At 70.9% G+C, this 26,501-nt stretch carries 21 protein-coding genes; 11 read left to right on the top strand and 10 right to left on the bottom strand.

Features of this window, described 5'->3' with window-relative positions; all coding sequences use genetic code 11:
* The first annotated feature begins 70 nt into the window (after positions 1-70).
* Together ATL42_RS08735 and ATL42_RS08730 are read left to right on the top strand one after the other, a co-directional pair.
* Complete coding sequence (locus ATL42_RS08735; protein ID WP_098455012.1) at positions 71-961, top strand: bifunctional methylenetetrahydrofolate dehydrogenase/methenyltetrahydrofolate cyclohydrolase; 891 nt, start codon at positions 71-73, stop codon at positions 959-961.
* 100 nt (positions 962-1,061) lie between these two features.
* The gene (locus tag ATL42_RS08730; RefSeq protein ID WP_098455011.1) at positions 1,062-1,865 is read left to right on the top strand and encodes an exodeoxyribonuclease III; all 804 of its coding nucleotides are present in this window, start codon (positions 1,062-1,064) and stop codon (positions 1,863-1,865) included.
* Here the strand turns inward: ATL42_RS08730 and ATL42_RS08725 are convergent.
* The 4 genes from ATL42_RS08725 to ATL42_RS08710 all read right to left on the bottom strand — a co-directional run bounded on the left by ATL42_RS08725 (position 1,853) and on the right by ATL42_RS08710 (position 5,542).
* On the bottom strand, positions 1,853-2,356 hold the full coding sequence (locus tag ATL42_RS08725; RefSeq protein WP_098455010.1) for a DUF421 domain-containing protein: 504 nt from the start codon (positions 2,354-2,356) through the stop codon (positions 1,853-1,855). The genes ATL42_RS08730 and ATL42_RS08725 overlap by 13 nt on opposite strands.
* Before the next feature lie 73 nt (positions 2,357-2,429).
* Positions 2,430-3,599 (bottom strand): P-loop NTPase, encoded by a 1,170-nt coding sequence (locus tag ATL42_RS08720; protein ID WP_098455009.1) that lies wholly within the window; start codon positions 3,597-3,599, stop codon positions 2,430-2,432.
* Positions 3,600-3,612: 13 nt separating this feature from the next.
* Positions 3,613-4,191 carry a DUF1003 domain-containing protein gene (locus ATL42_RS08715; protein ID WP_098456453.1) on the bottom strand — a complete coding sequence of 193 codons (579 nt, stop codon included), beginning with the start codon at positions 4,189-4,191 and terminating at the stop codon, positions 3,613-3,615.
* Entirely contained in the window at positions 4,184-5,542 is a 1,359-nt protein-coding gene (locus ATL42_RS08710; protein ID WP_098455008.1) for a magnesium transporter MgtE N-terminal domain-containing protein, read from the bottom strand. Before ATL42_RS08710 ends, ATL42_RS08715 begins: the two co-directional genes overlap by 8 nt.
* 56 nt (positions 5,543-5,598) lie before the next feature.
* Here ATL42_RS08710 and ATL42_RS08705 point away from each other — a divergent pair, with 56 nt between their 5' ends.
* Positions 5,599-6,306, top strand: coding sequence for a YflT domain-containing protein (locus ATL42_RS08705; protein ID WP_211281793.1), 708 nt, complete (start codon positions 5,599-5,601; stop codon positions 6,304-6,306).
* Positions 6,307-6,356: 50 nt separating this feature from the next.
* Here ATL42_RS08705 and ATL42_RS08700 read toward each other — a convergent pair whose 3' ends face one another.
* Entirely contained in the window at positions 6,357-7,913 is a 1,557-nt protein-coding gene (locus ATL42_RS08700; RefSeq protein WP_098455007.1) for an aminopeptidase P family protein, read from the bottom strand.
* Positions 7,914-8,033: 120 nt separating this feature from the next.
* Between ATL42_RS08700 and ATL42_RS08695 the strand changes: the two genes are divergently transcribed.
* On the top strand, positions 8,034-8,888 hold the full coding sequence (locus ATL42_RS08695) for a PHP domain-containing protein (RefSeq protein ID WP_098455006.1): 855 nt from the start codon (positions 8,034-8,036) through the stop codon (positions 8,886-8,888).
* The gene (locus tag ATL42_RS08690; RefSeq protein WP_098455005.1) at positions 8,885-9,505 is read left to right on the top strand and encodes a MarC family protein; all 621 of its coding nucleotides are present in this window, start codon (positions 8,885-8,887) and stop codon (positions 9,503-9,505) included. Before ATL42_RS08695 ends, ATL42_RS08690 begins: the two co-directional genes overlap by 4 nt.
* Before the next feature lie 80 nt (positions 9,506-9,585).
* On the opposite strand, the gene ATL42_RS08685 is transcribed toward ATL42_RS08690, so the two are convergent.
* Positions 9,586-11,253, bottom strand: coding sequence for a DEAD/DEAH box helicase (locus tag ATL42_RS08685; RefSeq protein ID WP_098455004.1), 1,668 nt, complete (start codon positions 11,251-11,253; stop codon positions 9,586-9,588).
* A gap of 326 nt (positions 11,254-11,579) precedes the next feature.
* Here ATL42_RS08685 and ATL42_RS08680 point away from each other — a divergent pair, with 326 nt between their 5' ends.
* Entirely contained in the window at positions 11,580-12,329 is a 750-nt protein-coding gene (locus ATL42_RS08680; RefSeq protein WP_245862348.1) for a ferritin-like fold-containing protein, read from the top strand.
* 92 nt (positions 12,330-12,421) lie between these two features.
* On the opposite strand, the gene ATL42_RS08675 is transcribed toward ATL42_RS08680, so the two are convergent.
* Positions 12,422-12,646, bottom strand: a complete 225-nt coding sequence (locus tag ATL42_RS08675; protein WP_098455003.1) for a DUF3107 domain-containing protein — start codon at positions 12,644-12,646, stop codon at positions 12,422-12,424.
* Between the two features lie 56 nt (positions 12,647-12,702).
* Positions 12,703-13,410: a TetR/AcrR family transcriptional regulator gene (locus ATL42_RS08670; protein WP_245862346.1), complete on the bottom strand. Its 708-nt coding sequence runs from the start codon at positions 13,408-13,410 to the stop codon at positions 12,703-12,705.
* A gap of 46 nt (positions 13,411-13,456) precedes the next feature.
* Here ATL42_RS08670 and ATL42_RS08665 point away from each other — a divergent pair, with 46 nt between their 5' ends.
* The 3 genes from ATL42_RS08665 to ATL42_RS08655 all read left to right on the top strand — a co-directional run bounded on the left by ATL42_RS08665 (position 13,457) and on the right by ATL42_RS08655 (position 21,387).
* Positions 13,457-14,590: a DUF3152 domain-containing protein gene (locus ATL42_RS08665; protein WP_098455001.1), complete on the top strand. Its 1,134-nt coding sequence runs from the start codon at positions 13,457-13,459 to the stop codon at positions 14,588-14,590.
* A 78-nt stretch (positions 14,591-14,668) separates the two neighbouring features.
* A complete protein-coding gene (locus ATL42_RS08660) occupies positions 14,669-18,040 on the top strand; it encodes an ATP-dependent helicase (protein ID WP_245862343.1) in 3,372 nt (1,123 codons plus the stop codon).
* Entirely contained in the window at positions 18,037-21,387 is a 3,351-nt protein-coding gene (locus ATL42_RS08655; RefSeq protein WP_098455000.1) for an ATP-dependent DNA helicase, read from the top strand. The genes ATL42_RS08660 and ATL42_RS08655 overlap by 4 nt, the downstream gene beginning before the upstream one ends.
* Before the next feature lie 38 nt (positions 21,388-21,425).
* Here ATL42_RS08655 and ATL42_RS08650 read toward each other — a convergent pair whose 3' ends face one another.
* Positions 21,426-22,643 carry a phosphotransferase gene (locus ATL42_RS08650; protein ID WP_098454999.1) on the bottom strand — a complete coding sequence of 406 codons (1,218 nt, stop codon included), beginning with the start codon at positions 22,641-22,643 and terminating at the stop codon, positions 21,426-21,428.
* A gap of 132 nt (positions 22,644-22,775) precedes the next feature.
* Between ATL42_RS08650 and nudC the strand changes: the two genes are divergently transcribed.
* Positions 22,776-23,813, top strand: a complete 1,038-nt coding sequence (nudC, locus tag ATL42_RS08645; RefSeq protein ID WP_098454998.1) for an NAD(+) diphosphatase — start codon at positions 22,776-22,778, stop codon at positions 23,811-23,813.
* Between the two features lie 40 nt (positions 23,814-23,853).
* Here nudC and ATL42_RS08640 read toward each other — a convergent pair whose 3' ends face one another.
* Entirely contained in the window at positions 23,854-24,132 is a 279-nt protein-coding gene (locus ATL42_RS08640; protein ID WP_098454997.1) for a mycoredoxin, read from the bottom strand.
* A gap of 127 nt (positions 24,133-24,259) precedes the next feature.
* On the opposite strand from ATL42_RS08640, the gene ATL42_RS08635 reads away from it, so the two are divergent.
* Positions 24,260-26,353 carry an ATP-dependent DNA helicase UvrD2 gene (locus ATL42_RS08635; RefSeq protein ID WP_098454996.1) on the top strand — a complete coding sequence of 698 codons (2,094 nt, stop codon included), beginning with the start codon at positions 24,260-24,262 and terminating at the stop codon, positions 26,351-26,353.
* Positions 26,354-26,501: the final 148 nt, after the last annotated feature.

The raw sequence follows: 26,501 nt of genomic DNA, 5'->3' as shown, positions 1-26,501 counted from the left end.
CCGTGCTCTCGGTGGTGCGTCCTGTCGGCAGGCGTCGAGCGAGCGGCCGACGCGAGGAGAGAGGACTCTTGTGACTGCACAGATTCTTGACGGGAAGGCTGCGGCCGCCCAGATCAAGTCCGAGCTGACCACCCGGGTCGCTGCGCTCCGCGAGCAGGGGACGGTGCCCGGCCTCGGGACGCTGCTCGTGGGCTCGGACCCCGGGTCCACCTGGTACGTCGCGGGAAAGCACCGCGACTGCGCGGAGGTGGGGATCGAGTCCATCCGCGTGGACCTTCCTGCCGAGGTGACCCAGGAGGAGATCGAGGCAGCCGTCCGCCGCCTCAACGACGACCCGACCTGCACGGGCTACATCGTCCAGCTGCCGCTGCCTGCGGGCATCGACACGAACCGGGTGCTCGAGCTTGTCGACCCGGAGAAAGACGCAGACGGCCTGCACCCGACCAACCTCGGCCGCCTCGTGCTGCGCACGAGCGAACCGATCACGTCGTCGCTGCCGTGCACCCCGGCCGGCATCATCGACCTCGTCGAGCGCAACGGGATCTCGTTGGCAGGCAAGCACGTCGTCGTCGTCGGTCGTGGCACCACGGTCGGTCGGTCGATCGGCCTGCTCCTCACGCGCAAGGCCGTCAACGCGACCGTGACGCTCACCCACACCGGGACGCGCGACCTGCCTGCGCTCTTGCGCTCAGCGGACGTCATCGTCGCTGCAGCAGGGGTCCCCGGGATCGTCCGGGCGCAGGACGTCGCACCCGGCGCTGTCGTCATCGACGTCGGCGTGAGCCGCACGACGGACCCTGAGACGGGACGGTCTCGGGTCGTCGGGGACGTCGAGCCTGCCGCCGCAGAGGTGGCTGGGTGGATCTCGCCCAACCCTGGCGGTGTCGGACCGATGACCCGCGCGATGCTCCTCGCGAACGTCGTCGACACGGCCGAACGGCTGGCTGCCGCCGCACGGTGAGCCTGACCGGCGGGGCGCTCGTCCACGCACGACCACGGTGGGCGGCGCACCGCGGCGGACGTGCGCCCTGGCTGTGGGTGGGATGAGGTTGGATGGGCACATGCTCACCATCGCCTCAGTGAACGTCAACGGAGTCCGCGCAGCCTACCGACACGGGATGGGCGGGTGGCTCGCGGACCGCAAGCCTGACATCCTCCTGCTGCAAGAGGTCCGGGCGACGGACGAGATCCTCTCAGGCCTGCTCGGGGAGGGCTGGAACAGCGTCCACCAGGCGTGCGAGATCAAGGGGCGTGCGGGCGTCGCCGTCGTCACGGCGCTCCCGCTCGACGCCGTGCGGATCGGGCTGGGCAAGGGCGAGCCCGAGGTGCCCGTCGACACCGGGCGATGGGTCGAGGCCGATGTCCGCCTGCCTTCCGGCGAGCACGTGACCGTGGTCTCGGCGTACATCCACTCCGGCACCGCAGGCACACCGAAGATGGACGAGAAGTACGCCTACCTCGTCAAGGTCACCGAGCGCCTGCGTGAGCTGACGGACGCAGGCGGCCACGTCGTCGTCGCCGGCGACCTCAACATCGCGCACACGAACGACGACATCAAGAACTGGAAGGGCAACCTCAAGTCTGCGGGCTTCCTCCCCGAGGAGCGCGCGTACCTCGACACGTGGTTCGACGAGCTCGGCTGGGCCGATCTCGGGCGACGCCTCGCCGGCCCAGGCCCTGGGCCGTACACCTGGTGGTCCAATCGTGGCCAGGCGTTCGACAACGACTCCGGGTGGCGCATCGACTACCAGCTCGGCTCTCGGTCCATGGCCGAGGTGGCGTCCAACGCTCGCGTCGACCGGGCCGCGTCGTACGCAGAGCGGTGGAGCGACCACGCCCCGCTGCTCGTCGACTACGACGTGTAGTCGAGCGCCGAACCGTCCCCCAAGGACGTCGTCGAGATGACGCTCAGCGAACCGTCGCTCTCGAGGACGACCGCAGCGACCTGGTCGAACCCACCGGTACCCGCGGCGCGGACGGCCTGTCGGAGGTCCGCCTCCGTCAGGCGCTCGGCGCGCATGACGTCATGGAGAACCTGTCCGTCGCGCAGCACCGTCGTCGGGCGGGCCGTGACGACGGAGCGACCTCGCGGAAGGTGTGCCGAGGACCACGAGACGGTCACCTGGAGCGCGGCGAGGAGAACCATCGCGACGACGCCCTCAGACCACGAGACCTCGGAGCTGAGAAGGATCGTCGCGAGCGTCGACCCCAGCGCCACCGTCACGACGAGGTCGAACGCGTTGAGCTTCGCGAGGGTCCTCTTCCCGGAGACGCGGAGCACGAGGACCAGCGTGACGTAGGCGGCCGAACCTACAGCCAGGACGCGGAGAAGATCGGACCACGAGTCGAACCACATCTCTCGGTCCTACCACGGAGGCCCGTCGCACGCAGCGGCTGGAGTGGCTCGGACGGTGTGGTGCCGCCGTGGCTCAGACGGGCGACAGCCCGAGGGAACGGCCGGCCAGCCCGCGGGAGCGGGACGCGAGCGACCGTGCGATCTCGCGCAGCGCGACAGCGCTCGGGGAGTCCGGCGCTGCGAGGACGATCGGCAGGCCTACGTCACCCGACTCGCGCAGCGCCATGTCGAGCGGGATCTGCCCGAGGAGCTCGACGGTCGTTCCCGTGAGCGAGCTGAGGTTCTCGGCGACCCGTCCGCCGCCGCCCGTGCCGAAGACCTCGAGACGGGTGCCGTCGGGCTGCTCGAGCCACGACATGTTCTCGATGACACCAGCGAGGCCCTGGTTCGTCTGCGTCGCGACGGAACCTGCACGTTCGGCGACCTCCGCCGCGGCGACCTGCGGCGTCGTCACGACGACGATCTCGCTCGACGGCAGAAGCTGGGCGACCGAGATCGCGATGTCGCCGGTCCCTGGTGGGAGGTCGAGGAGCAGGACGTCGAGATCGCCCCAGAAGACGTCGGAGAGGAACTGCTCGAGAGCACGGTGGAGCATCGGTCCACGCCACACGACAGGTTGGCCCGCGGGCACGAACATCCCGATGGACACGACCTTGATGTCGTGGGAGATCGGCGGCAGGAGCATGCTGTCGACCCGTGTGGGCTGGCTGGTGACCCCGAGGAGGCGAGGGATGGAGAAGCCGTAGATGTCGGCGTCGAGCACACCCACCTTGAGGCCGTCTGCGGCCATCGCGGCCGCCAGGTTCGCTGTGACGGTCGACTTCCCGACGCCGCCCTTCCCGGACGCGATCGCGTACACCTTCGTCAGGGACCCTGGCTTGGAGAACGGGATGTTCGGTTCGCCTGCGCCGCCGCGAAGCATCGACCGCAGCCCCGCACGCTGCTCGGCGCTCATCGTGCCGAGCTCGACCACCACGTCGTCGACGCCCTCGACCGAGAGGCCCGCGGCCGTGACGTCGCGGGTCAGCGTCCCCTTCATCGGGCACCCTGCGACCGTCAGGTCGATCCCGACCACCGCGCGGGCGCCGCTCTCGGTCGGCTGGATCTCGACAGAGCGCACCATCCCGAGCTCGGTGACCGGGCGCCGGATCTCCGGGTCGATCACCCGGGTCAGAGCGTCGCGGACCGCGGTCTCGAGGGCGTCGAGGTTCAGGTCGACCGGTTCGGAGGGAGCGTCAGACATGAGCCCATCGTACTCAGCGCTGCTGACCCTCCGGTGTGCGTTTCGTCCCAGGAGCCGCCTCGGCGACCTGTGCAGAAGAGGGTTCGCGCTCGGCGTCGCGCTCCGCGTCGCGCTCGGCGTACTTGGCGTCGAGCTCTTCGAGGAGGTTGCGCATCTCCGAGCGGAGGAAGTCGCGGGTCGCGACCTCGTTGAGCGCGATCCGCAGCGCGGCCATCTCGCGCGCCAGGTACTCCGTGTCGGCGAGGTTCCGCTCGCCCAGCTGCCGGTCCTGCTCGGCGGTGACCCGGTCGCGGTCCGTCTGCCGGTTCTGGGCGAGAAGGATGAGCGGCGCCGAGTACGAGGCCTGGAGCGAGAGCATGAGCGTCAGCGCAGTGAAGCCGTTCGCTGCCTTGTCGAAGCGGTACTCCGGTGCGGCGACCGTGTTCCACAGGAGCCACGCGATGCAGAACACGGTCATGTACATGAGGAACCGTGGCGTCCCCATGAACCGTGCGATGCCTTCGGCGATCCGTCCGAAGGCGTCCTGCTGGAACTTGATCTGCGGGATGAGGAGCCGTCGGGACTCCTTCGGCGTGTCGAGGCGCTCAGCCACGGCGACCACCTGCTCGCATCGCTCGTGGCGGTGTGGGAGCGTTCGCGTGCTCGCTCGCCCCGGCGGCCGCGGCGGGCGCCTCGCGCGGGGGCGCCAGGTCTAGGTCGTCGGTCTCTCGCCAGTCTTCGGGCAGCATGTGGTCGAGGGCGTCGTCGACGCTCACTGCTCCGACGAGGCGTCGTTCGGAGTCGAGCACCGGCAGCGCGAGCAGGTTGTAGGCAGCCAGCAGCCGCGCGACACGCCCCAAGGGGGCGTCGGTCGTGACGTGCTCGATGTCGGAGTCCATGACAGCGCCCAACGGCTCGTGCGGGGGCTCGCGGAGCATCTTCTGGAAGTGGACGACGCCGAGGAAGCGTCCCGTCGGGGTCTCGAGCGGGGGCCGCACGACGAAGACCATGGACGCCAGGGCGGGGGAGAGGTCAGCCCGCCGCACGTGAGCCATCGCAGCCGCGATCGGGGTCTCTGGCGAGAGGACGACCGGCTCGGTCGTCATCATGCCGCCGGCCGTGTTCTCGGCGTACGCGAGGAGGCGTCGCACGCCACGCGCCTCGTCCGGCTCCATGAGCTCGAGCAGCTGGGCGGCCTGGTCGTCCGAGAGCTCGTGCAGGAGGTCGGCGGCGTCGTCCGGCTGCATCGCCTCGAGGACGTCGGCGGCCCGGTCGTTGCCGAGAGACGAGAGGATCGAGACCTGGTCGTCCCCGCCGAGCTCCTCGAGGACGTCGGCGAGCCGTTCGTTGTCGAGCGCGGTCGCCACCTCCACGCGGCGCGTCGAGCCCAGGTCGTGGAGGACGTCGGCCAGGGCCGCCGGCTTGAGGTCGTCGTAGGCAGCGAGCAGGAGCGCTGCACCCTGTGCGCTCGAGCTGTCGGCGAGACCGGTGACGGCGTCGACGTCGACCACGAGCGTGTGCCCACGACGACGCAGGCCGAGCGCGCTCTTGCCGGTGGGCGAGCGGCGGACGAAGAGCCTCTTGACCAACCAGTCTCCGGTCCGCTGCTGCTCGATCGCGAGGTCCTCGATCGTCGCGCTGCCAGAACCGTCGACGAGCTCGACGGTGCGGTCGAGGAGCTCGCCGACGGCGAGGGTCTCCATCATCCGCTGCTCGAACCGGCGCATGTTGAGCAGTCCTGTGCTGATGACCTGGCCGGCATCGATGCTCGTGACTCGTGTCAGCGGGAGGAAGACGCGGCGTCGGCCAGGGACCTCCACGACGAGCCCGACAGCCCGCGGAGCACCCTTGGGCCGGATGAGCACGACGACGTCGCGCACGCGCCCGACCTGGTCTCCGATCGGATCGAAGACCAGCGTCCCGGCGAGGCGCGCGACAAAGACGTGTGTTCCGACGCTGCTCACGCCCGTAAGCCTATGCTGCCCGTCGCGTCCGGGTGGGCTGTGCGGGAAGATGGGGCATGAGCATGTTCAAGAGCACCGCACCGCCCAAGCTGCCCACTCTTCCTCGTGGTGACCAGATCGCCGCTTTCGTCACGTATCTCGAGGCGCAGAAGGGTGTCGAGCTGCTGTCTGACAAGGGGTTCCCGGTCCAGCACGTGACGATCGTCGGCACCGACCTCAAGATGGTCGAGCGGGTGACCGGACGCCTGACTTACTCGCGCGTCGCAGCCGCTGGCCTGGCATCAGGCGCCTGGTTCGGGCTGTTCGTCGGGCTGGTGCTCTCGTTGTTCGGGGGCGAGACCACCGCGCTGCCGATCTTCGCTGCGGTCGGGATCGGTGCGGGGTTCGGTCTGCTCTTCTCGGTGCTGTCGTTCACGATGACGCGTGGGAAGCGCGACTTCACCTCCGCGAGCCAGATCGTGGCGTCGTCCTATGCCTTGCTGTGCGACCACGAGCGGTCTGGAGAGGCGTCTCGCATCCTCCAGGACAACCACGCGTCCGGTCTCGGCGGAGCCCAGGCCGCGTCGGTGCACGCGACCCCGACGCTGATGAACCCAGGCCCGGTCGCTGCGCCTGCTCCTGAGCCGTCCACGCCGTCGACCACCGCCCCGGGCCCGCGTCTGCCGCTCCCCGAGCCGCGCTACGGCGTCCGTACCGCGGACGGGCTGCCGCCTCGCACGAGCGAGACCCCGGACGACGACGCCAGCGCAGGGACCCCCCGCTAGGACGACAGCCCCGGCCCGCACGTGCAGGCCGGAGGCTGTCGCGCCAGGTGTCACGCGCGCAACGAGGCCATCCAGCTCTCGACGTCCTCGGGGCGTCGGGGGAGCGCTGCGGAGAGGTTCTCGTTCCCGGTCTCCGTGATGAGGACGTCGTCCTCGATGCGGATGCCGATGCCGCGGTACTCCTCGGGAACGGCGAGGTCGTCGCTCTTGAAGTACAGGCCAGGCTCGATCGTGAAGACCATCCCGGGCTCGATCCGCGCGTCGAGGTACATCTCGCGGCGGGCCTGAGCGCAGTCGTGGACGTCCATGCCCAGGTGGTGGCTCGTGCCGTGCACCATCCAGCGGCGGTGGAACTGACCTTCGGGCAGCAGCGACTCCTCGGCCGTGCCCGGCAGGAGGCCCCAGCTCTCGAGGCGGTCGGCGATGACCTCCATCGCGGCGGCGTGCACGTCGGAGAACTTCGCTCCGGGACGTGCGACCGCGAAGGCGGCGTCGGCGGCGTCCAGCACCGCGGTGTAGATCCGGCGCTGGACGTCCGTGAACGTCCCGTCGACGGGCAGGGTACGGGTCACGTCTGCGGTGTAGAGAGAGTCCACCTCGACGCCGGCGTCGAGCAGCACGAGGTCTCCGCTGTGCACCGTCCCGTCGTTGCGGATCCAGTGCAGGGTGGTCGCGTGGTCGCCCGCGGCCGCGATGGTCTCGTAGCCGACCGTGTTGCCCTCGAGCCGGGCGTGCGCGTCGAACGTCGTCTCGATGACGCGCTCGCCGCGACGGTGCGTCGTGGCGCGCGGCAGAGCGCGGACGACCTCGGCGAAGCCGTCGATCGTGCGAGCCACCGCCTCACGCATCTGGCCGACCTCGTGCTCGTCCTTGATGAGACGGAGCTCGGAGAGCGTCTCGGCCAGCTGTGCGTCGACGTCCGTCGTGTCGCCGCTGGTCTCGGTCCCGGCGATCGCGCGCAGCGACTCGACGAGGATCTCGGTGGTCTGGTCTGCTCCGGGCACCACGCGCAGCCGGACGCCGCCGTGGCCGGTGTCCTTGGCGAGCGCGTCCGGCAGCTCGTCGATGTGTGCCGCGCGGATCCCGGTCGTCTGGGCGACGTCGTCGAGGGACGGGCGTGCGCCGACCCAGAACTCGCCGTAGCGGGAGTCTGCGTAGAACTCCTCGGTGTCTCGCGGAGCGAGCGGGCGGACGTAGAGGACGGCCTCGTGGCCGTCGGTCGTCCCCTTGTCGGCGCCGGCGCGCGGGTGCAGGACGAGGACCGCGTCTGGCTCCTGGTCCGTGCCGAACCCGGTGAGGTGCGCGAACGCCGAGTGCGGGCGGAACCGGTAGTCGGTGTCGTTGGAGCGCTGCTTGAGCGATCCTGCCGGGACGACCAGCCGGTCGCCGGGAAACGCTGCTGAGAGAGCGTCGCGTCGTGCCTGCGTGAAGGGGGCGGCCGTCGACGGCTGTGCGGCGGTGTCCGCGCGCGGCTCCCAGGCGCTCATGATGAACGATCGGAAGGCTGGGGAGGCGGGGCGCTGCGAGCGGTTGCTCCCGCGGTCGCTGAGCGGCTGCCCGTCTGGTGAGGTGGTCTGGGTGTGCTGGTGTGTGGTGTCCGAGCTCATGGATCCATCCTCCCACCTCGGTGCAGCACGGACCTGACCGGTGAGGTCTCGTGGGAGGTCGCCAGGCTTGCGCCCCGCGCGGCGTGAACCGGGGCGGCGCAGTGAAAGTACAGTGTGCCTGTGCCCACGGAACCCCTCCTCGACCTCCATACCCACTCCACAGCGTCGGACGGGACGGAGAGCCCGTCGGTCGTCGTGGAGCAGGCTGCCCGCGCGGGGCTGAGCGTCGTCGCGCTGACCGACCACGACACGACAGCCGGCTGGGCCGCCGCCGAGGAAGCCGCCGTGCGGACCGGTGTGGTCCTCGTGCGTGGCGCCGAGATCTCTGCGCGCGCCGACGGCGTGAGCGTCCACCTGCTCAGCTACCTCCACGACCCCGAGCACCCGGCTCTCCTGGAGCAGAACGACCGCGTCCGTACCGCCCGCACGGAGCGCGCTCGGACCATCGTCAGTCGGCTCGGTCGCGACTTCGCGATCACGTGGGCAGACGTCCTGGACCAGACCGAGCTCGGGACGACGATCGGGCGCCCGCACATCGCCGACGCCCTCGTCGCGGCCGGGTACGTCGTCGATCGCTCGGCGGCGTTCGCCTCGATGCTCCACGCGGGGTCGGAGTACTACGTGCCGCACTACGCGCCCGACGCGATCGACGCGATCCGCGCGGTGCGCGCTGCGGGCGGCGTCGCCGTGTTCGCCCACCCCGGTGCCGAGCAGCGTGGACGGGTGGTCGCCGACGCAGTCATCGAAGAGATGGCCGCAGCAGGTCTTGTCGGTCTCGAGGTCAGGCACCGTGACAACGGTCCGGAGCAGCAGAGACGGCTGAGCGAGATCGCTGTCTCGCTCGGGCTGCTCGTCACGGGGTCGAGCGACTATCACGGCGCAGGCAAGCCGAACCGCCTCGGCGAGAACACCACGACACCCGAGGTGCTCGACGCGATCGAGGAGCTCGGTCGCATCGCGGTGGTCCGACCATGAACGACATCGTGCACGTCCGGCTGTTCACCGAGGTCTTCATCACCCTGTTCGTCATCATGGACCCGCCGGGGACGGTGCCGATCTTCCTCGGCCTCACGGGGGCCATGACGCACAAGCAGCGCTCGCACGCCGCGCGGACCGCGATCTTCGTCGCTGCCGGGGTGATCGTCAGCTTTGCGCTCTTCGGTCAACAGCTCCTCAGCTATATGCACATCTCCTTGCCCGCCCTCCAGGCCTCGGGCGGGCTGCTGCTGCTGCTCATCGCCATGGAGCTGCTCACCGGAAAGATGGAAGAGCCGCAGCCTGGGACGAAGGGCGTCAACGTCGCGATGGTGCCGCTCGGGACGCCGCTCCTGGCCGGCCCCGGTGCGATCGTTGCCTCGATGCTCTTCGTCCAGCGTGCCGACGGGTCGTCGCGCGACTGGCTGGCCATCGTGCTCGCGTTCGTGCTCGTCTGCGTGTGCCTCTGGGCTGCGATGCGGTTCGCGAACATCGTCCACCGGATCCTCGGGGAGAGCGGGACGCTCCTCGTCGCACGCATCGCCGGTCTCCTCCTCGCGGCGATCGCCGTCCAGCTCGTCGCGGACGCTGTCACGGCCTTCGTCCAGGCGGCATAGACGACGCACGCCGCCCGTTCCTCGTCCGCGTGAGCGGGACGAGGGACGGACGGCGTGGCGGTGGTGCAGGTGCTCTGTCGTCAGGAAGCGTCGGTGCTCGGCGTCGTGACCGACTGCCCACCGTCTGCTCCGCCGCTGCGGGTGCGGCGACGGTTGCGGTTGCGGCGGGGCCTGGTGGACTCGCCGTTCTCCGACTTCACGGCGGGTGCCGCGTTCGCGTCGGGCCCGGTAGAGCTGGTAGCAGGAGCGCTGTCGTGCGACGGTGCTCCTCCGGCAGCGCTCGCACCCTGGGCGGAGCGCTCGCCACCGCGTGTACGCGGACGACGTTCGCCGTCGCGCGGCGTCGACCGGCTTCCGGACCGGGCGCCGTGCGAGTCGCCCCCGTCGCGGGGACCGCTGGTGCGTGAGCCGCTGTCGCGCGCGGGCTTGCCGCCACGCTTGCCCGTCTCGCCGAGGTCTTCGAGCGTCTCGGCGCCGAGGCCCTCGCGGACCTGCGCGGACTTGGGCAGACGCCCCTTCGTGCCCTCAGGGATACCGAGGTCGGAGTAGAGGTGCGGCGAGGTCGAGTAGGTCTCGACCGGCTCGGGGATACCGAGGTCGAGAGCCTTGTCGATGAGCGACCACCGGGGCATGTCGTCCCAGTCGACGAACGTGACGGCCGTGCCCTTGTGGCCCGCCCGCCCGGTGCGACCGGTGCGGTGGAGGTAGGTCTTCTCGTCTTCGGGGCACTGGTAGTTCACCACGTGCGTGACGTCGTCGACATCGATGCCGCGCGCCGCCACGTCGGTGGCGACGAGGACGTCGACCTTGCCGTTGCGGAACGCGCGCAGCGCCTGCTCGCGTGCGCCCTGGCCGAGGTCTCCGTGGATGGCGCCGGCGGCGAAGCCGCGCTCCGTGAGGTCGTCTGCGACCTTTGCTGCGGTCCGCTTAGTCCGTGCGAACACGATCGACAGGCCGCGGCCTTCCGACTGGAGGAGCCGGGCGAGGACCTCGACCTTGTCGAGCGCGTGCGCCCGGTAGACGACCTGCTTGATGTTCTTGACGGTCTGGCCGCCGTCGTCCGGGTCGTTGGCACGGATGTGCGTCGGCTGCTTCATGTACTTGCGCGCCATCGTGACGATCGCGCCCGGCATCGTCGCAGAGAAGAGCATCGTGTGGCGGACGGCAGGCGTGCGGGCGAGCAGCTTCTCGACGTCGGGCAGGAAGCCCAGGTCGAGCATCTCGTCGGCCTCGTCGAGCACGACGCACTGTGCGCGCGTGAGGTTGAGGTGGCCCTGGTTGAGCAGGTCGATCATACGACCCGGGGTCCCGACGACGACCTCGACGCCCTGCGTGAGCGCGGTGACCTGAGGCTCGTAGGCCCGGCCGCCGTAGAGCTGGACGATGCGGACCGAGCGCTTCACCGAGGCGGCCATGAGGTCCTTGGCGACCTGGACCGCGAGCTCGCGCGTCGGGACGATGACGAGAGCCTGGGGCTTTCCGGGAGACGGCAGGTCCTCGAACCCGGGCTCTCCGGGGGCGATGACGCGGTGCAGGAGCGGGACGCCGAAACCGAGCGTCTTGCCCGTTCCCGTCTTGGCCTGGCCGATGATGTCGTGGCCGGCCATCGCGACGGGGAGCGTCATCGCCTGGATGGGGAACGGGGAGGTGATCCCCGCCTCGGCCAACGCCTCGACGATCTCGGGGCGGACCCCGAAGTCGCTGAACGTTGCGTCAGCAGCCTGGATGCTGCTAGAAGTGGTTGTCACGTTGCCTCATGTAGGTCTGGGCGGCGCCACACGTCGCTGCGAGGCTCGGGCGTGAAGAGATCACGACGATCCGAGGGCAGGACGGGCAAGCTCGCCTGTGGCCGGCAGCCGATCGTGAGTATGCGGTGTCGGGCCTGCGGTGCTCTCTCGAGCGTGCAGTCCGACCATGGTCGAGACGACCGGGCAACCGATGTACATCATCACTCTATCGGACCGCAGCCTCGTGGCGTGTGAAGGCGGTCACGACGGCGCGTGCAGACGCCTCCGCTCGTCGCGCAGCCGGGCTCACGAGCGTGCCACGCTCGTCGCGCGCCTACTCTGGTTGCATGAACGACGTGAGAACGACGCCCGCCAAGACGACCCGCGACGGCGCGGGGGACCACCTAGCGCTCGACTCGCAGGGACCGCCGATGGGCGAGGCCGAGCGAGCGGACGTGCTCCGGCTCCTCGGTCTCATCGCCTTCACCGAGCTGGCAACCTTCACCCGGCTCGCGGCGGTCGCGACAGGTGCGCCGACGCCGGCCCAGCACCTCCACGTGGTCCGGCTCGCCGGTGCTGCGCTCGATCGCCAGGAGCAGATCCTGCGCCGGATCAGCGAGCTCGGCGGTGACGCCGACGCTGAGATGCTGCAGTTCACCGGCACCTTCGACGACTACGACTCGCGCACCGAACCACAGACGTGGTGGGAAGGAGTCCTCAAGGGATACGTGGGCAACGGCGTCGCGGACGACTTCTGCCGCATCGCTGTCGACGGCCTGGACGAGCAGACCCGGGCGCTCGTCGTCGAGGTGCTCGACGACAACCGCAGCGCGGAGCTCTCTGTCGCGGTTCTCGGCGAAGCATCAGAGGCGGACACGGTCCTGGCCTCACGGCTCGCGCTGTGGGGTCGGCGCCTCGTCGGTGAGGCGCTCGGGCTCGTCCAGCACCTCCTGGTCGCCCACCCGGCGCTCGGGCGCCTCGTCGTGGAAGGTGCGCGCAAGCACCAAGAGTCTGCCGAGGTCGACCAGGCGTGGGTCTTCTCGCAGCTCACTGCCGAGCACACCCGCCGCATGGGGCGTCTGGGCCTGGCCGCCTGAGGCTCGTCAGGCTCGTCACGCTCGTCGGTGGCTCGCGGCCGGCACGTGCGGAGCGAGCGGCCGCGAGCCGTGGTGCTGGGGTCTGAGCAGGGTCAGAGCGAACCGAAACCGACCTTGCGCTGTTCTTCGGCACCGATCTCGACGTAGCCGATCGTCGCGGAGGGCACGAGGATCTTGCGTCCCCGGGAGTCGGTCAGCTCGAGGACCGGCTTCCCGTTCAGCGCATCGGTGACGGCCTTGCTGATCTCTTCTGCCGTCGCGTCCGTCTCGATGGTGAGCTCGCGTGCCAGGTTCTGAACGCCGATCGTGATTTCCACAAGGTCCCACTTTCCGTTGGTGCAAGGGCTGAGTACTCAGCCCGGCTCCTCTGATCCTAGGCTGAGGTCGAGCTCCCGCTCTCTCCGTCACGGCGCAACATCCCGTGTATTCCGCGCCAAGCGAACTGCGCGATGAGATCGACCGTCTCGGTGGTCGACGGCTCAGGGACACCCGTGTCGTCCGCACAGACGTGCGGCAGCGCGTGCGCCGCCGCGACGCGGGCCATGGCCGTGGACGTGCGTGCCACCGTGAGCGCCTGGGACGGAGAGAGGTCGGTGAGATCGATGAGGACCTGGGCGAAGAGCTCCGCGTTGCGGCGGTTGGGCTGCTCGACACGGTTGCGGACGACGGCGTCCCGGGTGACGTCCGACTCGAAGAGCAACGAGGCGGCGACCCCGGATCCTTCGGCGAACTCCACGTAGGCGCGGACGACCGCGTGGACGACGTCATACCCGTCGGCGGACGATCCTGGACCGTCTCGTGGTTCGCGGACCGGGACGAGCGCCGTGCTCACAGCATCGACGAGCGCCTGCCCACGGTCGTCGATGACCGCGAGGTAGAGGTCGAGCTTGGACGGGAAGTGACGGTAGAGGATGGGCTTCGACACCTGAGCACGCTCGGCGATGTCGTCCATGGAGATGTGGTGAAAGCCCTGTGCGGCAAAGAGGTCCTGCGCGATCGCCAAGAGCTGGGCCTGCCGCTCGACGCGGGGCATCCGCGGCTTGAGCCTCCGTGGGGGATCGCGCGGGGTGGGGCGGGTCACGCCACCACACTAGGGGAATGCCTCAGTTTTCTGGCACGATAGACAGGTGACACGCCCACCGGACGCTCCTGCAGACGGCATCGCCAGCGATGTCGCTGCCGCGCCCGGCACCCGGCGCGCACGGCGCGAGGCCGCAGCACTGGCAGCACGTGGCTCGCGACGGCCCGCGAAGGCGTCCTCGACGACACGGAAGACGGCCGCCACCGCCGCGCACGCATCCCGCCGCAGCGGCATGCGCGCTCAGCCGGTGGTCACGCTCACGCTGCTCGGGATCCTCACCGGCGTGGGGGCAGGTGCCTCCACCTCCGACGACGGGATCACCGGGCTGGCCGCGCTCGTCCGTGACAACGCCGCAGACACTGTCGACAGGGTCAGTGCCGCTCCCGGCGAGACGCCTGTCGTCAGGGCAGCCAGCCGTGGGCACGCGCGCGAGGCGCTGGAGAGCGAGGTCGCCCCGACCCCGTCGCCCGTCGTCGAGCCTGCTGAGGTCGTCGAGCCGGACGCCGAGGCGCTCGCTGCTGCGCAGGCCCAGATCGACGCTGATGCTGAGGCGCTCGAGGTGGAGGCCGCGCAGTCCGCTGCGCTCGCCGCAGCCGAGGCGCTCCCCGACGGGGTGAGCGAGTCGGACTTCATGGCAGGCATCCTCTCGGCGTCGTCCACGTACGAGGGGGACGGGACCTTCCTCGTCGTCCCCGGCGAGGTTGCCGCACCGGGTGCTGGTGAGGTCACGACGATCCGGATCCAGGTCGAGAACGGCCTCGAGGTCGATGCCCAGAAGTTCGCCGACCTCGTCCTCGCGACCCTCAACGACTCACGGAGCTGGGGCGGCGACGGGTCCCAGACGTTCGCCCGGACCGAATCGGCCGACGCCACCCTGACCGTGTCCCTCGCGAGCCCTGACATGGTCGACGAGCTCTGCGCACCGCTCGACACCGAGGGCCTGTGGTCCTGCGGGGTCGAGGGGCACGCTGTGCTCAACGCGATGCGGTGGTACGAGGGCTCAGGGATCTACGACGTCGACCGGGTCTCCTACCGGCAGTACCTCATCAACCACGAGGTCGGTCACGTGCTCGGCTACAAGCACGTGCTGTGCACGGGCAGCAACAACCTCGCGGACGTCATGGTCCAGCAGAGCGGCGCCTCGCTCTCCTGCATCCCGAACGGATGGCCTTTCCCCTGACCTGACTGCCGTACGCGCCACCCGGCGCGCAGGGTGTCGGCGCCTCGACATGTCAGTGGTGTGTGATGAGATCTCGGTGTGGATCTCCTCCCCCCTCGTGCGCTGCACCTGTCACCGTCGACTGGGCTCGACACCGGCCCCGCGAGCACCCCCGGTGCGCTGGACCCGTCGCAGCAGCGCGCCCTCGAGGGGGCACGCGAGGCCCCGGTGGCGCTCGTCCTCGGTGCAGCGGGCACGGGCAAGACGACCCTCGCGCTAGAGCTCGTCGCGGCAGCAGTCTCTGACGACGGGCTGCGGCCCGACGAGATCCTCGTCTTGAGCGCGACCCGCCGTGGCGCCGGCGTGCTCCGCGACGCGCTCGCTGCGCGGCTGGGGATGACGGTGCGCGGGGCGGTCGTCAGGACGGCGCCGTCCGCCGCGTTCGCGATCCTCGCGAAGAGCGCGCAGTCGTTCGGCGACCCCGCACCCACCCTCATCACCGGTCCTGAGCAGGACCTCGTGCTCTCCGAGCTGCTCCTCGGCCACTCCCGGGGGGAGGGCATCCCGGCAGGCTGGCCCGCGACGATCCCGCCTGAGACGCTGGCCCTGCGCGGTTTTCGGGACGAGCTCCGCGACCTGCTCATGCGGTCGGCCGAACGCGGGGTCGGTCCCCGTGGGCTCGCTGAGCTCGGAGAACGGCACGGGCGCCCGGAGTGGGTGGCCGCAGCCGCGATCTACGAGGAGTACCTCGACGTCATGGCGCTGCGTGAGCTCACTCCCGATGCGGGTGCCCGGTTCGACCCGGCGGTCGTCGTCGACGAGGCCGCACGGACCCTCGCGACCTGGGACGGCGAGGACAAGCCTCGCTGGCGGCTGGTCGTCGTCGACGACTACCAGGAGAGCACGGCCGCGACCGCACGGCTCTGCCACCTCATGGCCGTGGACGGGGCACGGCTCGTGCTCCTCGCTGACCCCGACTCGGCGGTCCAGGCCTTCCGCGGCGCGAGCCCGGCGCTCGTGGGCCGTGCGGCGGCGGGTCGCCCTCCTGCTCCCGGGTCGCGTCCCGACGTGGGCGCTGCCGTGGGAGAGCTCGGTGCCGAGGTGTTCGTCCTCGAGACGGCGTGGCGTCACGGTCCCGAGATCCGTCGGGCGACGTCGCGCGTCACGCAAGAGATCGGTTCCGTGGTGAGTGCCGAGCACCGACGAGCACGCCCGGGAACAGTCGAGGGGGACGCCGTCGAGGTGGTCGTCCTGCCGAGCCCGGCCGGTGAGGAGGCGCTCGTCGCGCGCACCCTGCGGGCCGAGCACCTGTTGCGAGGGACGCCGTGGTCGCAGATGGCCGTGGTGGCGCGCTCCGGTGGCACGCTCGTCCGTCTGCGTCGGGCGCTGGCCAGCGCGAGCGTCCCGGTCGCGCTCTTGGGTGCCGACGTCCCGCTGCGCGACGAGCCAGCCGTCCGGCCGTTGCTCGCGGCCCTGCGTGCAGCGGTCACCGGTGACCTGACCGTCGAGGTCGTCGTCGACCTCCTCACGTCGCCGCTCGGGGGTCTCGACGCCGTCGGCCTGCGGCGTCTGCGACGGGCGCTGCGCGGCGAAGAGCTCGCGGCGGGTGGTGGACGATCCTCGGACACGCTGCTCGTCGAGCTCCTCGCAGACCCGGCGCACGCGGCCTCGCTGCGCTCTGACGTCGGCCGTGCGCCCCGACGGGTCGCCGCGATGCTTGCCGCCGGGCGCGCAGCCGTCGACGTCGACGGAGCGACCTCGCAGACGGTGCTGTGGGCCGTGTGGTCGGCAGCAGACGTGTCTGAGACGTGGCGCACGATCGCGGTCAACGGAGGGCCGGGGTCCGCGCGTGCGGACAGCGACCTCGATGCCGTCATGGCGCTCTTCCGGGCGGCAGAGCAGTTCGTCGATCGGATGCCTCAGTCACCACCGCTCGCCTTCGCGGAGTACCTGGAGTCACAAGACCTGCCGGCGGACAGCCTCGCCGCCCGGGCCGTCGCGGGTGAGACCGTCCAGCTCCTCACGCCCGCGGGCGCAGCCGGCGGTGAGTGGGACGTGATCGTCGTCGCCGGCGTCCAGGACGGGACCTGGCCCGACCTGCGCCTGCGCGACTCGCTCCTGGGCTCCCAGGCGCTCGTCGAGCTGCTCGCTGGTCGTGCTGACACCGCCAGCAGCGTCGGGCCCGAGGCGCGTCGGTCTGTGCTCGCCGACGAGCTCCGGGCCTTCGCCGTGGCCGTCTCCCGGGCCCGTCGTCGGCTCGTCGTCACAGCGACGCGGGACGCGGACAACGAACCGTCCGTGCTCGTCGACCTTCTCGCCCCGCCGTCTGACGACGAACCGGACGCAGACGCTGCCGGCGAGGCGCCCTCGCCGCTCCTCGCCGCCCCGCTCGACCTCCGAGGCGTCGTCGCCACCTTGCGGACGGAGCTTGCTGCCGACCTCGCCACCTCAGCACGCACCGGACACCCGGGTGAGGCTCCCGCGATCGGGGCACTCCTCGCGTCGCTCGCCCGCGAGGGCCTCCCAGAGGCCGATCCCCGGACCTGGTACGGATCGAGCGAGGTCTCCTCGACCACACCGCTCCGGGAACCCGAGGCCCTGGTCCCGGTCTCACCGTCGAAGGTCGAGCAGGTGCACCGGTGCGCCTTGCGCTGGGCGCTCGAGAGCGCTGGTGGTACCAGCGCCGACGCTCTCTCGCAGTCTGTCGGGACACTCATCCACGACATCGCGCGCGAGCTTCCTGCCGCCGGTCACGCGCTGCTCGCTGCCGAGCTCGACCGTCGCTGGGACGAGCTGCGGATGCCCGCCGGCTGGCCGACGGTCCAGGCCCGACGTCGCGCGGACGGCATGGTGCGCAGGCTCGCCGAGTACTACAAGGAGGTGACCGGCGAGGTCGTCGTCGAGGAGACGTTCGAGGTCCAGGTGGGGCGCGCCGTCCTGCGTGGTGCGGTCGACCGTCTCGAACTCACCGACGGTGGTGTGCGCGTGACAGACCTCAAGACCGGCAAGGGGATCCCGAGCGTCCGCGACGCCGAGACGAACGCGCAGCTCGGCGCCTACCAGCTCGCAGTCGAAGAGGGCGCGTTCGCGTCGCTGCCGGCCGGGACGCGCAGCACGGGCGCGCAGCTCGTCTTCATCAGCGAGGGCGTCCGTGCGACCAAGCGCGCTCAGGGCGCGCTCGGAGACCCCGAGACCAGCTGGGCGCGCGCTCTCGTCGAGGACGCGGCCGAGACGATGGCAGGGGCCGGGTTCTCGGCGGTCGAGAACGCGATGTGCTCGATGTGCGGGGTCCGGCGCTCCTGCCCGCTCCAGAGCGAAGGCCGCCACGTCATCAGCCTCGAGCCGGACGCGGTCGACGCTCCGGACGAGGCCGACGAGGCCGACGAGACAGACGAGACGGACGAACCGAGCCGGCCGGGCCCGCCGAGCCTGCCGGGCGTCGGCGACCGACGAGAGGAGACCACGTCATGAACGCACCTCTCCCAGGGGACGCGCCGACGAGCGCGGCACAGATCGCCGACCTGCTCGGTCAGCACCGTCCCACCCCCGAGCAGACGGCCGTCATCGAGGCACCGCTCGGTCCCATGCTCGTCGTCGCCGGAGCAGGGTCCGGCAAGACCGAGACGATGTCGGCGCGCGTCGTGTGGCTCATCGCGAACGGGCACGTCCAGCCCCAAGAGGTCCTCGGGCTGACCTTCACCCGCAAAGCGGCCGGCGAGCTCTCCGAACGCGTCACGAAGCGCTTGCGACAGCTGCGGCGCGCCCGCCCTGGCGCGGCAGCAGGTGCGCTCGACGCGCTCGACCGCCCGACCGTCTCGACGTACAACGCCTACGCGGCGTCGCTCGTCCAGGACCACGGTCTCCGGATCGGGCGTGAGCCCGGCGCGCGTCTCCTCACCGAGGCGAGCCAGTGGCAGATCGCGAGCACCGTCGTCGAGAGCTGGCACGACGACCTCGGCACGGACGCGGCAGTCTCGACCGTCGTGGGCGCTGTGCTCGACCTCTCCGGTGCACTGAGCGAGCACCTGCTCGACGTCGACGACGCACGCGCAGGTCTCGGCCGGCTCGTCGAAGCGATCGAGGCGACCCCGTTCGGCGGCCGTCGTACCTCGCTGCACGCCGACATCGTCAAGCTCGCCCAGTCGCTCATGGAACGTCACCGGCTGCTGGACGTGGTCGAGGCGTACCAGTCGCGCAAGCGCGCGTCGGATGCGATGGACTTCGGAGACCAGGTCGCTCTGGCCGCGCAGCTCGCCGAGGGAGTGCCCGCCGTCGCCGTCGGCGAGCGAGACCGCTTCAAGGTGGTCCTCCTCGACGAGTACCAGGACACGTCGTACGCCCAGATCCGGCTCCTGGCCGCGCTCTTCGGCGACGGTCATCCAGTCACCGCGGTCGGCGACCCCAACCAGTCGATCTACGGCTGGCGCGGCGCGAGCGCCTCCGGGCCGGCGCGGTTCCCGGAACAGTTCGTCACGGCCGACGGTGCACGCGCGCCCGTCCACCACCTGAGCACGTCCTGGAGGAACGACCTCGCGATCCTCCGCGTCGCCAACACGACGGCTGCTCCGCTCTACTCGGCCGACCCGGCGAACTCGCTCCCGTCTCTCGACGCCCGCCCCGCAGCCGGCATCGGCACCGTGCACGCGGTCTACGCAGCGACGCTCGAGGAGGAGGCCGAGGCGGTGGCCGACTTCGTGGTCAAGCACCGTGACGGCGGACGGGCCAGCGCTGCGGTCCTGTGCCGGGCCCGCAGCCAGTTCCCCGTCATCGAGGCCGCGCTGCGCGGGCGTGGCCTGCCCGTCGAGGTCGTCGGCCTCGGAGGCCTGCTCACCACGCCGGAGATCGTCGACGTCGTCGCGCTCCTCGAGGTGGTGCACGACCCCTCCCGGGGCGACTCGCTCATGCGGCTCCTCACCGGGCCTCGCGTCAACCTCGGAGCGAGCGACCTCCATGCGCTCGGCGCGCGTGCGAAGGAGCTGGCCCGCAGGCACACGACGGCCACCAGGGCCCAAGGGGACGCGACCGACGAGCGCTCCGTCATCGATGCGCTGGACGACATGCCACCCGCCTCCTGGCGCGGACCGGACGGCAGGTCGTTCACGGACGAGGGGTGGGCCAGGCTCCGGTCGCTCGCCGCGACCCTGCGCGAGATCCGGGCCGTGACCTACCTCTCCCTCCCGGAGCTCGTCGACCGTGCGGAACGGGCGCTCGGCCTCGACATCGAGGTGGCGCTCGCCGCCGAGCGGGTCTACGCCACCGGTGCGCCACGTCCTGCCTCGGACCCGCGAGGCCGCGCGCACCTCGACGCCTTCCGCTCGGTGGCAGCGTCCTTCTCCGACGCAGCCGAGACCGCGACGCTCGGCGCCTTCCTGGCCTGGTTGACGACCGCGGAGCAGCGTGAGCGGGGCCTCGGACGACCGGTGAGCACCCCTGACCCTGCTGCCGTCCAGCTCATCACCGTGCACGCCTCGAAGGGGCTCGAGTGGGACGTGGTCGCTGTCCCCGGGCTCGTCGACGGCGGGTTCCCGTCCACACGGACGAACAGCGACGCGGGCCCCACGTCGAGCGGGTGGCTGACCGGTCTCGGTGCGCTGCCGTTCCCGTTGCGCGGTGACGCGGGCGACCTTCCCGATCTCGAGCTCGCAGGGGCAGAGGACTCCGCCGACCTCAATGCACGGCTGGCCGACTTCCGTCACCGCTGCGGTGAGCACGAGGTGCTCGAAGAACGGCGGCTGGCCTACGTCGCGTTCACCCGTGCGCGGTCGCACCTGCTGCTCAGCGGCGCCTGGTGGCGCACAGCGCTCAAGCCCACGACACCGTCCGTCTTCCTCACCGAGCTTCAAGACGCCGGTGCGCTCGACGAGCTGACGATCACCGACGAGCCCGCACCCGGAGCGACCAACCCGCGCGACGACGACGTGCGGAACGCGTGGTGGCCACCAGGAGCCCCGACGAGCGAGCCGGGTGAGCAGGACCTGGACGCGCTCGACGACGACGACGCTCGCGTCTCGTCGCTCGATCTCGTGCGGTTGTCCCGCGATGTCGTGCTCGAGGCGCTCGAGCTCCCGGCCCCGGACCCCGACGCAGGCACGGCCCCCGTCCGCGGACGCGACGGCACCGATCTCGTCGAGCTGAGCGCGATCCTGCTCGCCGAACGAGCCGCGGCCCGCGGAGGGGCGCAGGGTATCGAGTTCCCGAGCCACATCTCGGCCTCCGGGCTCGTCGAGATCGCCCGCGACCGGTCTGCCTTCGCGCTGGCGCTGCGTCGCCCCGTCCCTCGGGAACCGTCCGTGCACTCCCGGCGAGGGACCGCGTTCCACCTGTGGGTGGAGCGCTTCTACGGGGCGACCTCGCTCTTCGACGTCGGCGACATGCCCGGCGCGGACGACGACCACATCGACGGCGACCAGGCGCTCGTCGAGCTCCAGCGAACCTTCGAGGCGTCGGTGTGGGCAAGCATCGAGCCTCTGGAGGTCGAGGTCGCCATCGACACGGTCATCGGCGACGTCATCGCGCGGACGCGGATCGACGCAGTCTTCCCCGATCCCGAGCGCCCACCTCGCGACGGGCACCCCGGCGGGGTCGTCGTGGTCGACTGGAAGACTGGCCGGGCACCGAGCGACCCGGACGCTCGGCGCGCCCGAGAGGTACAGCTCGCCGTGTACCGGCTCGCCTGGTCGCAGTGGGCGGGCGTGCCGCTCGACGACGTGTCCGCAGCGTTCTACTACGTCGCCGACGACACGACCGTCCGTCCGGAACGGCTCGCCGACAGGTCCGAGCTCGAGCGCCTCGTCCGCGGGGAGACAGACCTCCAGTGAGCCGATCTCGCGGTGAGACGGACCCGGGGTGAGGCCGACTAGGTTTCGCGCGAGCCGTCCTCGTTGCCATCGTGCTCGGCGGAGCGACCCGGCTCGTCGCCTGCGGGCTCGTCGCCGGTCTCCGCAGGACCGGGCGCGTCCTGTCCCACGACGGAGTAACTCGTGGTGGCGACGTCGCCCAGCGGCCGCGGCATGACCCGCTCGTAGTCCGGGACCGCGTACGGCTCCTCGTCGGGCAGCTCGTCGGGCTCCTCGTCAGCCGTCTCGTCGGACGCTGGTGCAGGGGTCTCGTGGGACTCCGGCGCGGGGTCGTCCCAGCCGGCGGACGCGACGCTGAAGGCACCGACCTCGGTGGCTGCCCGGTCGAGGTCCTTGAGCATCCCGACAGCGTCCTCGACGACGTCGGGTGCGTCGTTGCGGACGCCGTGCAGGAGCCAGCGTGCCAGGGCCAGCTCGCTCGCGAGCAGCGCACGGTCGACGAGGTGCGGGTCGATGAGCTCGGTGCGGCGGATCTGGTATGCCTCCATGAGGGAGTCGGCGGCCTCCTGCGTCGCGGAGACGAGCAACCACGCGAGGTCGTCGGCGGGGTCACCGACCTGCACCTCGAAGAAGTCGGTCAGTGCGCTGACCTGACCTGCTTGGACGAGGACGTTCTCCGGGCAGAGCGCCGTGTGGGTGATCGTCGGCCGGAAGCGCCAGACGGAGACGTCTTCGAGGGAACGTTCCCACCGGCGCAGGAGCGTCGCGGGGACACGACCGGTCTTCGCCGCTTCGTCGACCTCGGACAGCCGCCGTTGGCGATACTCCTCGGCGGAGTACGTCGGATGCCCCGATGCTTCGACGAGCGAGACGGGAAGCTCGTGGAGGGCGGCGACAGCACGGCCGACGCTCGCCGCCATACCAGGCCCAGGCTGCAGGCGGTGGACCTTCACAGGGTGGCCCGGAGGCTCCTCGTACACGACCGCCCGGCCGCCGTCGGGGAGCGCGACGAAGCCTGCAGGGCGCGGGACGACGAACGGGAGGAGCCCGGAGTCGACGTGCGCCTCGAGGCCCGCGAGGAACGCGGCCTCGGCCTCGAGCGCTGCGCCGGCAGCGGCTGTGCTCGGTGCGCGCACCACCCAGCGTCGGCTCTCGGAGTCGATGGCCACAGCGCAGTCGAAGCCGTCCGGGCCAGGGACCGGGAGCACGTGGTGCACGTCGAGCCCGGGGACGGCGAGGGTCGACAGGGCTGCGAGGGCGAGGGGAGAGCGGTGCACACACCAACGGTAAGCGGATCGAGCGCTGATCACGGCCAGGCTCCCCGCAGGGGTCCGTGATTGTGGCGTCCTCCACATCCGTGCGCGGCGCTGCCCGTTCGCGACACTCCGTAGGAGATCTACGGTGGTCACATGGGATTCATCGACTGGGACGCACTTCCACTCTCGCGCGCGGCTGTCGGACGTGATGCAGACCGCCGCACCGACCCCGCCGTCGTGCACGACGCGCTCCAGGACGCACGCACGCGTGTGGTCCTCGTCCACCGGAGCCGGCTCGCGGTCCGTGCGCAGGACGACGTCTCGGCCGACGAGCGGGAGCTCGCCTTCCTGGAGGCCAGCGAGGTCGACGCAGCGCTCGTCGAGGACGCGGCACCGGGCGCGCGGTCGCAGCGAGCCCTGTGGCTCTACCTCGGCCGTGACGCAGGCCCGACCGGGGTCGCCTACGTCGCCGTCGTCCTGCACGACGAGGGCGGCGCACAGCTGGACATCGAGGGCATCGCCCCGACGAGCCCGGTCACCGACCTGGTCGAGAGCCACGAGTGGGCGTCGCTGAGAGACATCGGCTCACAGCTGAGCGTGCGGGACGCCGGCCTCGCGACCCAGTCCGTCGGGCTGGCTGCCTGGCACGCGTCGCACCCGCGCTGCTCGCGCTGCGGGGAGCCGACCGAGGCGACGACCGGTGGTTGGGTCCGCCAGTGCACCAACGACGGCTCGGACCACTATCCGCGCACGGACCCAGCAGTGATCATGGCGGTCGTCGATGCTGACGACCGTCTGCTCCTCGGGCACGCTGCACAGTGGCCGCAGGGGCGGTACTCCACGCTCGCCGGCTACGTCGAGCCGGGGGAGTCCTTGGAGAACGCGGTCCGGCGCGAGGTGCTCGAGGAGTCGGGGCTCGAGATCGGGGCGGTCGAGTACCGCGGGAGCCAGCCGTGGCCGTTCCCTGCGTCGCTCATGATGGCGTTCGTCGCGCGGGCGACGACCACGGACATCACCGTCGACGGCGTGGAGGTGACCGAGGCCCACTGGTTCAGCCGCGAGGGCCTCGACGCCGCGATCGCCGACGGCTCGGTGCTCTTGCCGAGCTCGACGTCGATCGCACGGGCACTCATCGAGGACTGGTACGGCGCCGGGCTGACGGGCTCCTGGGGAGCCACGCCAGCCCGGTGAGACCTGTCCGGTGACCTGGGCCGGGGCGGCCCAGCACGCGTCAGAGGCCGAGGCGGGTCTTCACGTCGTGGAGCGACGGGTTGGTCGCGGACGAACCGTCGGGGAACACGACCGTCGGAACGGTCTGGTTGCCACCGTTGACCTGCTCGACGAAGGCGGCCGTCCCGGGGACCTCCTCGATGTTGATCTCGGAGTACCCGATGCCTGCGGACGTCAGCTGGCTCTTCAGCCGGCGGCAGTACCCGCACGTCGACGTCGAGTACATGACGATCGTGCCGGCGTCGGGGATCGTGGGGGATACGGCTGTCGTCTCGCTCATGGGTGGTGGTCCTCTCGTAGAGCCGGGGTGTCGAGGCGTCAACAGAACGCCTGGGCCCAACTATTCCCGACGGGGCGCACGCTCGAGGCGTGCGAGCTGTCGGTGCAGGCTGGGACACTGGAGCGTGATGTCTGTTCCTGACCCTGCACCTGGCCACCGCGCGGCGACGCGCACCCTGCTCACCGACATCCCTCGGTCTGCTGAAGCGATCCTCGACGCCCTGGACCCCGACCAGCGGGAGGTCGCCGAAGCCTTGACCGGGCCGGTCTGCGTCCTCGCTGGCGCCGGGACAGGAAAGACCCGCGCGATCACCCACCGCATCGCCTACGGCGTGCGCACCGGGGTCTACTCGCCGACGTCCGTCCTCGCCGTGACATTCACAGCCCGCGCCGCAGGCGAGATGCGGACCCGGCTGCGCGACCTCGGGGTCGCCGGAGTCCAGGCCCGGACGTTCCATGCCGCGGCGCTGCGGCAGCTGAGCTTCTTCTGGCCGCAGGTGGTGGGTGGGGCGCCGCCGCGGATCCTCGAGCACAAGGCGCAGATCATCGCCGAGGCCGCCCGACGGCTCGCTCTGAGCGTCGACCGCGTCGCCGTCCGGGACCTCTCCTCAGAGGTCGAGTGGGCCAAGGTCTCGCTCGTGACCGCCGAAGACTACGAGCGTGCGTGCACAGCCATCGCCCGGCCCTCGCCCGCCGGCTACGACCACCGCACCGTCGCACGGCTCCTGACGGCCTACGAGGAGGTCAAGACGGAACGCTCGGTCATCGACTTCGAGGACGTCCTGCTCATGCTCGGCGACATGCTCGCCTCGCAGCACACCGTCGCCGAGACGGTCCGTCGCCAGTACCGCCACTTCGTCGTCGACGAGTACCAAGACGTGTCCCCCCTCCAGCAGTTCGTCCTCGACCAGTGGCTCGGTGGGCGCGAGGAGCTCTGCGTGGTGGGCGACCCGAGCCAGACGATCTACTCCTTCACGGGCGCCACCCCGCACCACCTGCTGACCTTCAAGAAGTCGCACCCCACCGCCCAGGTGGTCCGGCTCGTCCGCGACTACCGCTCGACACCGCAGGTCGTCGAGCTCGCCAACAACCTCCTCGCGACGAAAGGCGTCCGGCGCTCCGGCGCCCACCCCGCGCTCGAGCTCGTCGCGCAACGCCCTGCCGGCCCGCCGGTCACCTTCACCGCGTACGACGACGACGAGGCAGAGGCCGCAGGGATCGCGTCACGCATCTCACGCCTCGTCGCGGCGGGTACCCCAGCGAGCGAGATCGCCGTCCTGTACCGCACCAACTCTCAGTCGGAAGGGTTCGAGCAGGCGCTCGCGGACGCCGGTGTGAGCTATCTGGTCCGCGGCGGGGACAGGTTCTTCTCCCGGCGCGAGGTCCGTGACGCGATCGTGCTCCTGCGCGGTGGCGTGCGTTCTGCGGAGCCGGACGTGCCGATGACCGAGACGGTCCGAGACATCCTGTCGTCGGCAGGCTGGTCGTCCGAGCCTCCTGCCGCGCGCGGTGCTGCTCGTGAACGCTGGGACTCGATGCAGGCGCTCGTGGGTCTCGCGGACGATCTCGCAGCGAAGGAGCAGGCGACCACGCTCGCCGACCTCGTCGCGGAGCTGGGGGAGCGTGCCGCGGCGCAGCACGCCCCGACGGTCGAGGGCGTGACGCTCGCATCGTTGCACGCGGCCAAGGGACTCGAGTGGGACGCCGTCTTCCTCGCCGGGATGAGCGAGGGCCTCATGCCGATCTCGTTGGCGGAGACGGACGAGGCGGTCGCCGAGGAGCGCCGTCTGCTCTATGTCGGGATCACCCGCGCACGCGAGCACCTCGACCTGTCGTTCGCACGGTCGCGCAACCCGGGCGGGCGGGCGACGCGCAAGCGCACGCGCTTCCTCGACGGGCTGTGGCCGGGAGAGGCTCCGGGCCGTGCACGCAAGGGCGCGGGGTCGACGGGCGGTGTCACGACGCTCAAGGTCTCGGGGAACTACGACGAGCTGCTCTACGAGGCCTTGCGCGAGTGGCGCGCGGCCGAGGCCAAGGTCATCGATCGGCCCGCCTTCGTCGTGTTCTCCAACGCGATCCTCCAGGTGATCGCCGAGGTCAGACCGACCACCGTTCCTGAGCTGGCACGCATCGACGGTGTCGGTCCGAGCAAGATCGACGCCTATGGATCGAGCGTCCTCGACCTCGTGAAGAGCTACGTCGACGGAACGCTCGATAAATAGGTTGCGTGCCGTGATCGCGCCGTCCTATGGTTCATGAGTCCCTGTAGGAGGGCGACGGCCGAGAGGCTCGAGCCCGAGACGAGAGGAGGTGGGTGCCCAGATGAAGAACCAGACGATGACCTCTGTGACGTGGCATGACCGCGGCGAC

Origin of the sequence: Sanguibacter antarcticus, assembly GCF_002564005.1 — a bacterium.
Lineage (GTDB): Bacteria > Actinomycetota > Actinomycetes > Actinomycetales > Cellulomonadaceae > Sanguibacter > Sanguibacter antarcticus.
The sequence above is the reverse complement of the archived record's forward strand: the minus strand, read 5'-3'. Positions and strand labels throughout refer to the sequence as shown.

Bases quoted from the DNA above. Each gene is read 5' to 3' on its own strand.
- ATL42_RS08730 (WP_098455011.1), top strand. From the start codon at position 1,062: ATGCTCACCATCGCCTCAGTGAACGTCAACGGAGTCCGCGCAGCCTAC.
- ATL42_RS08725 (WP_098455010.1), bottom strand. From the start codon at position 2,356: ATGTGGTTCGACTCGTGGTCCGATCTTCTCCGCGTCCTGGCTGTAGGT.
- ATL42_RS08720 (WP_098455009.1), bottom strand. From the start codon at position 3,599: ATGTCTGACGCTCCCTCCGAACCGGTCGACCTGAACCTCGACGCCCTC.
- ATL42_RS08705 (WP_211281793.1), top strand. From the start codon at position 5,599: ATGAGCATGTTCAAGAGCACCGCACCGCCCAAGCTGCCCACTCTTCCT.
- ATL42_RS08700 (WP_098455007.1), bottom strand. From the start codon at position 7,913: ATGAGCTCGGACACCACACACCAGCACACCCAGACCACCTCACCAGAC.
- ATL42_RS08690 (WP_098455005.1), top strand. From the start codon at position 8,885: ATGAACGACATCGTGCACGTCCGGCTGTTCACCGAGGTCTTCATCACC.
- ATL42_RS08680 (WP_245862348.1), top strand. From the start codon at position 11,580: ATGAACGACGTGAGAACGACGCCCGCCAAGACGACCCGCGACGGCGCG.
- ATL42_RS08655 (WP_098455000.1), top strand. From the start codon at position 18,037: ATGAACGCACCTCTCCCAGGGGACGCGCCGACGAGCGCGGCACAGATC.
- nudC (WP_098454998.1), top strand. From the start codon at position 22,776: ATGGGATTCATCGACTGGGACGCACTTCCACTCTCGCGCGCGGCTGTC.
- ATL42_RS08640 (WP_098454997.1), bottom strand. From the start codon at position 24,132: ATGAGCGAGACGACAGCCGTATCCCCCACGATCCCCGACGCCGGCACG.
- ATL42_RS08635 (WP_098454996.1), top strand. From the start codon at position 24,260: ATGTCTGTTCCTGACCCTGCACCTGGCCACCGCGCGGCGACGCGCACC.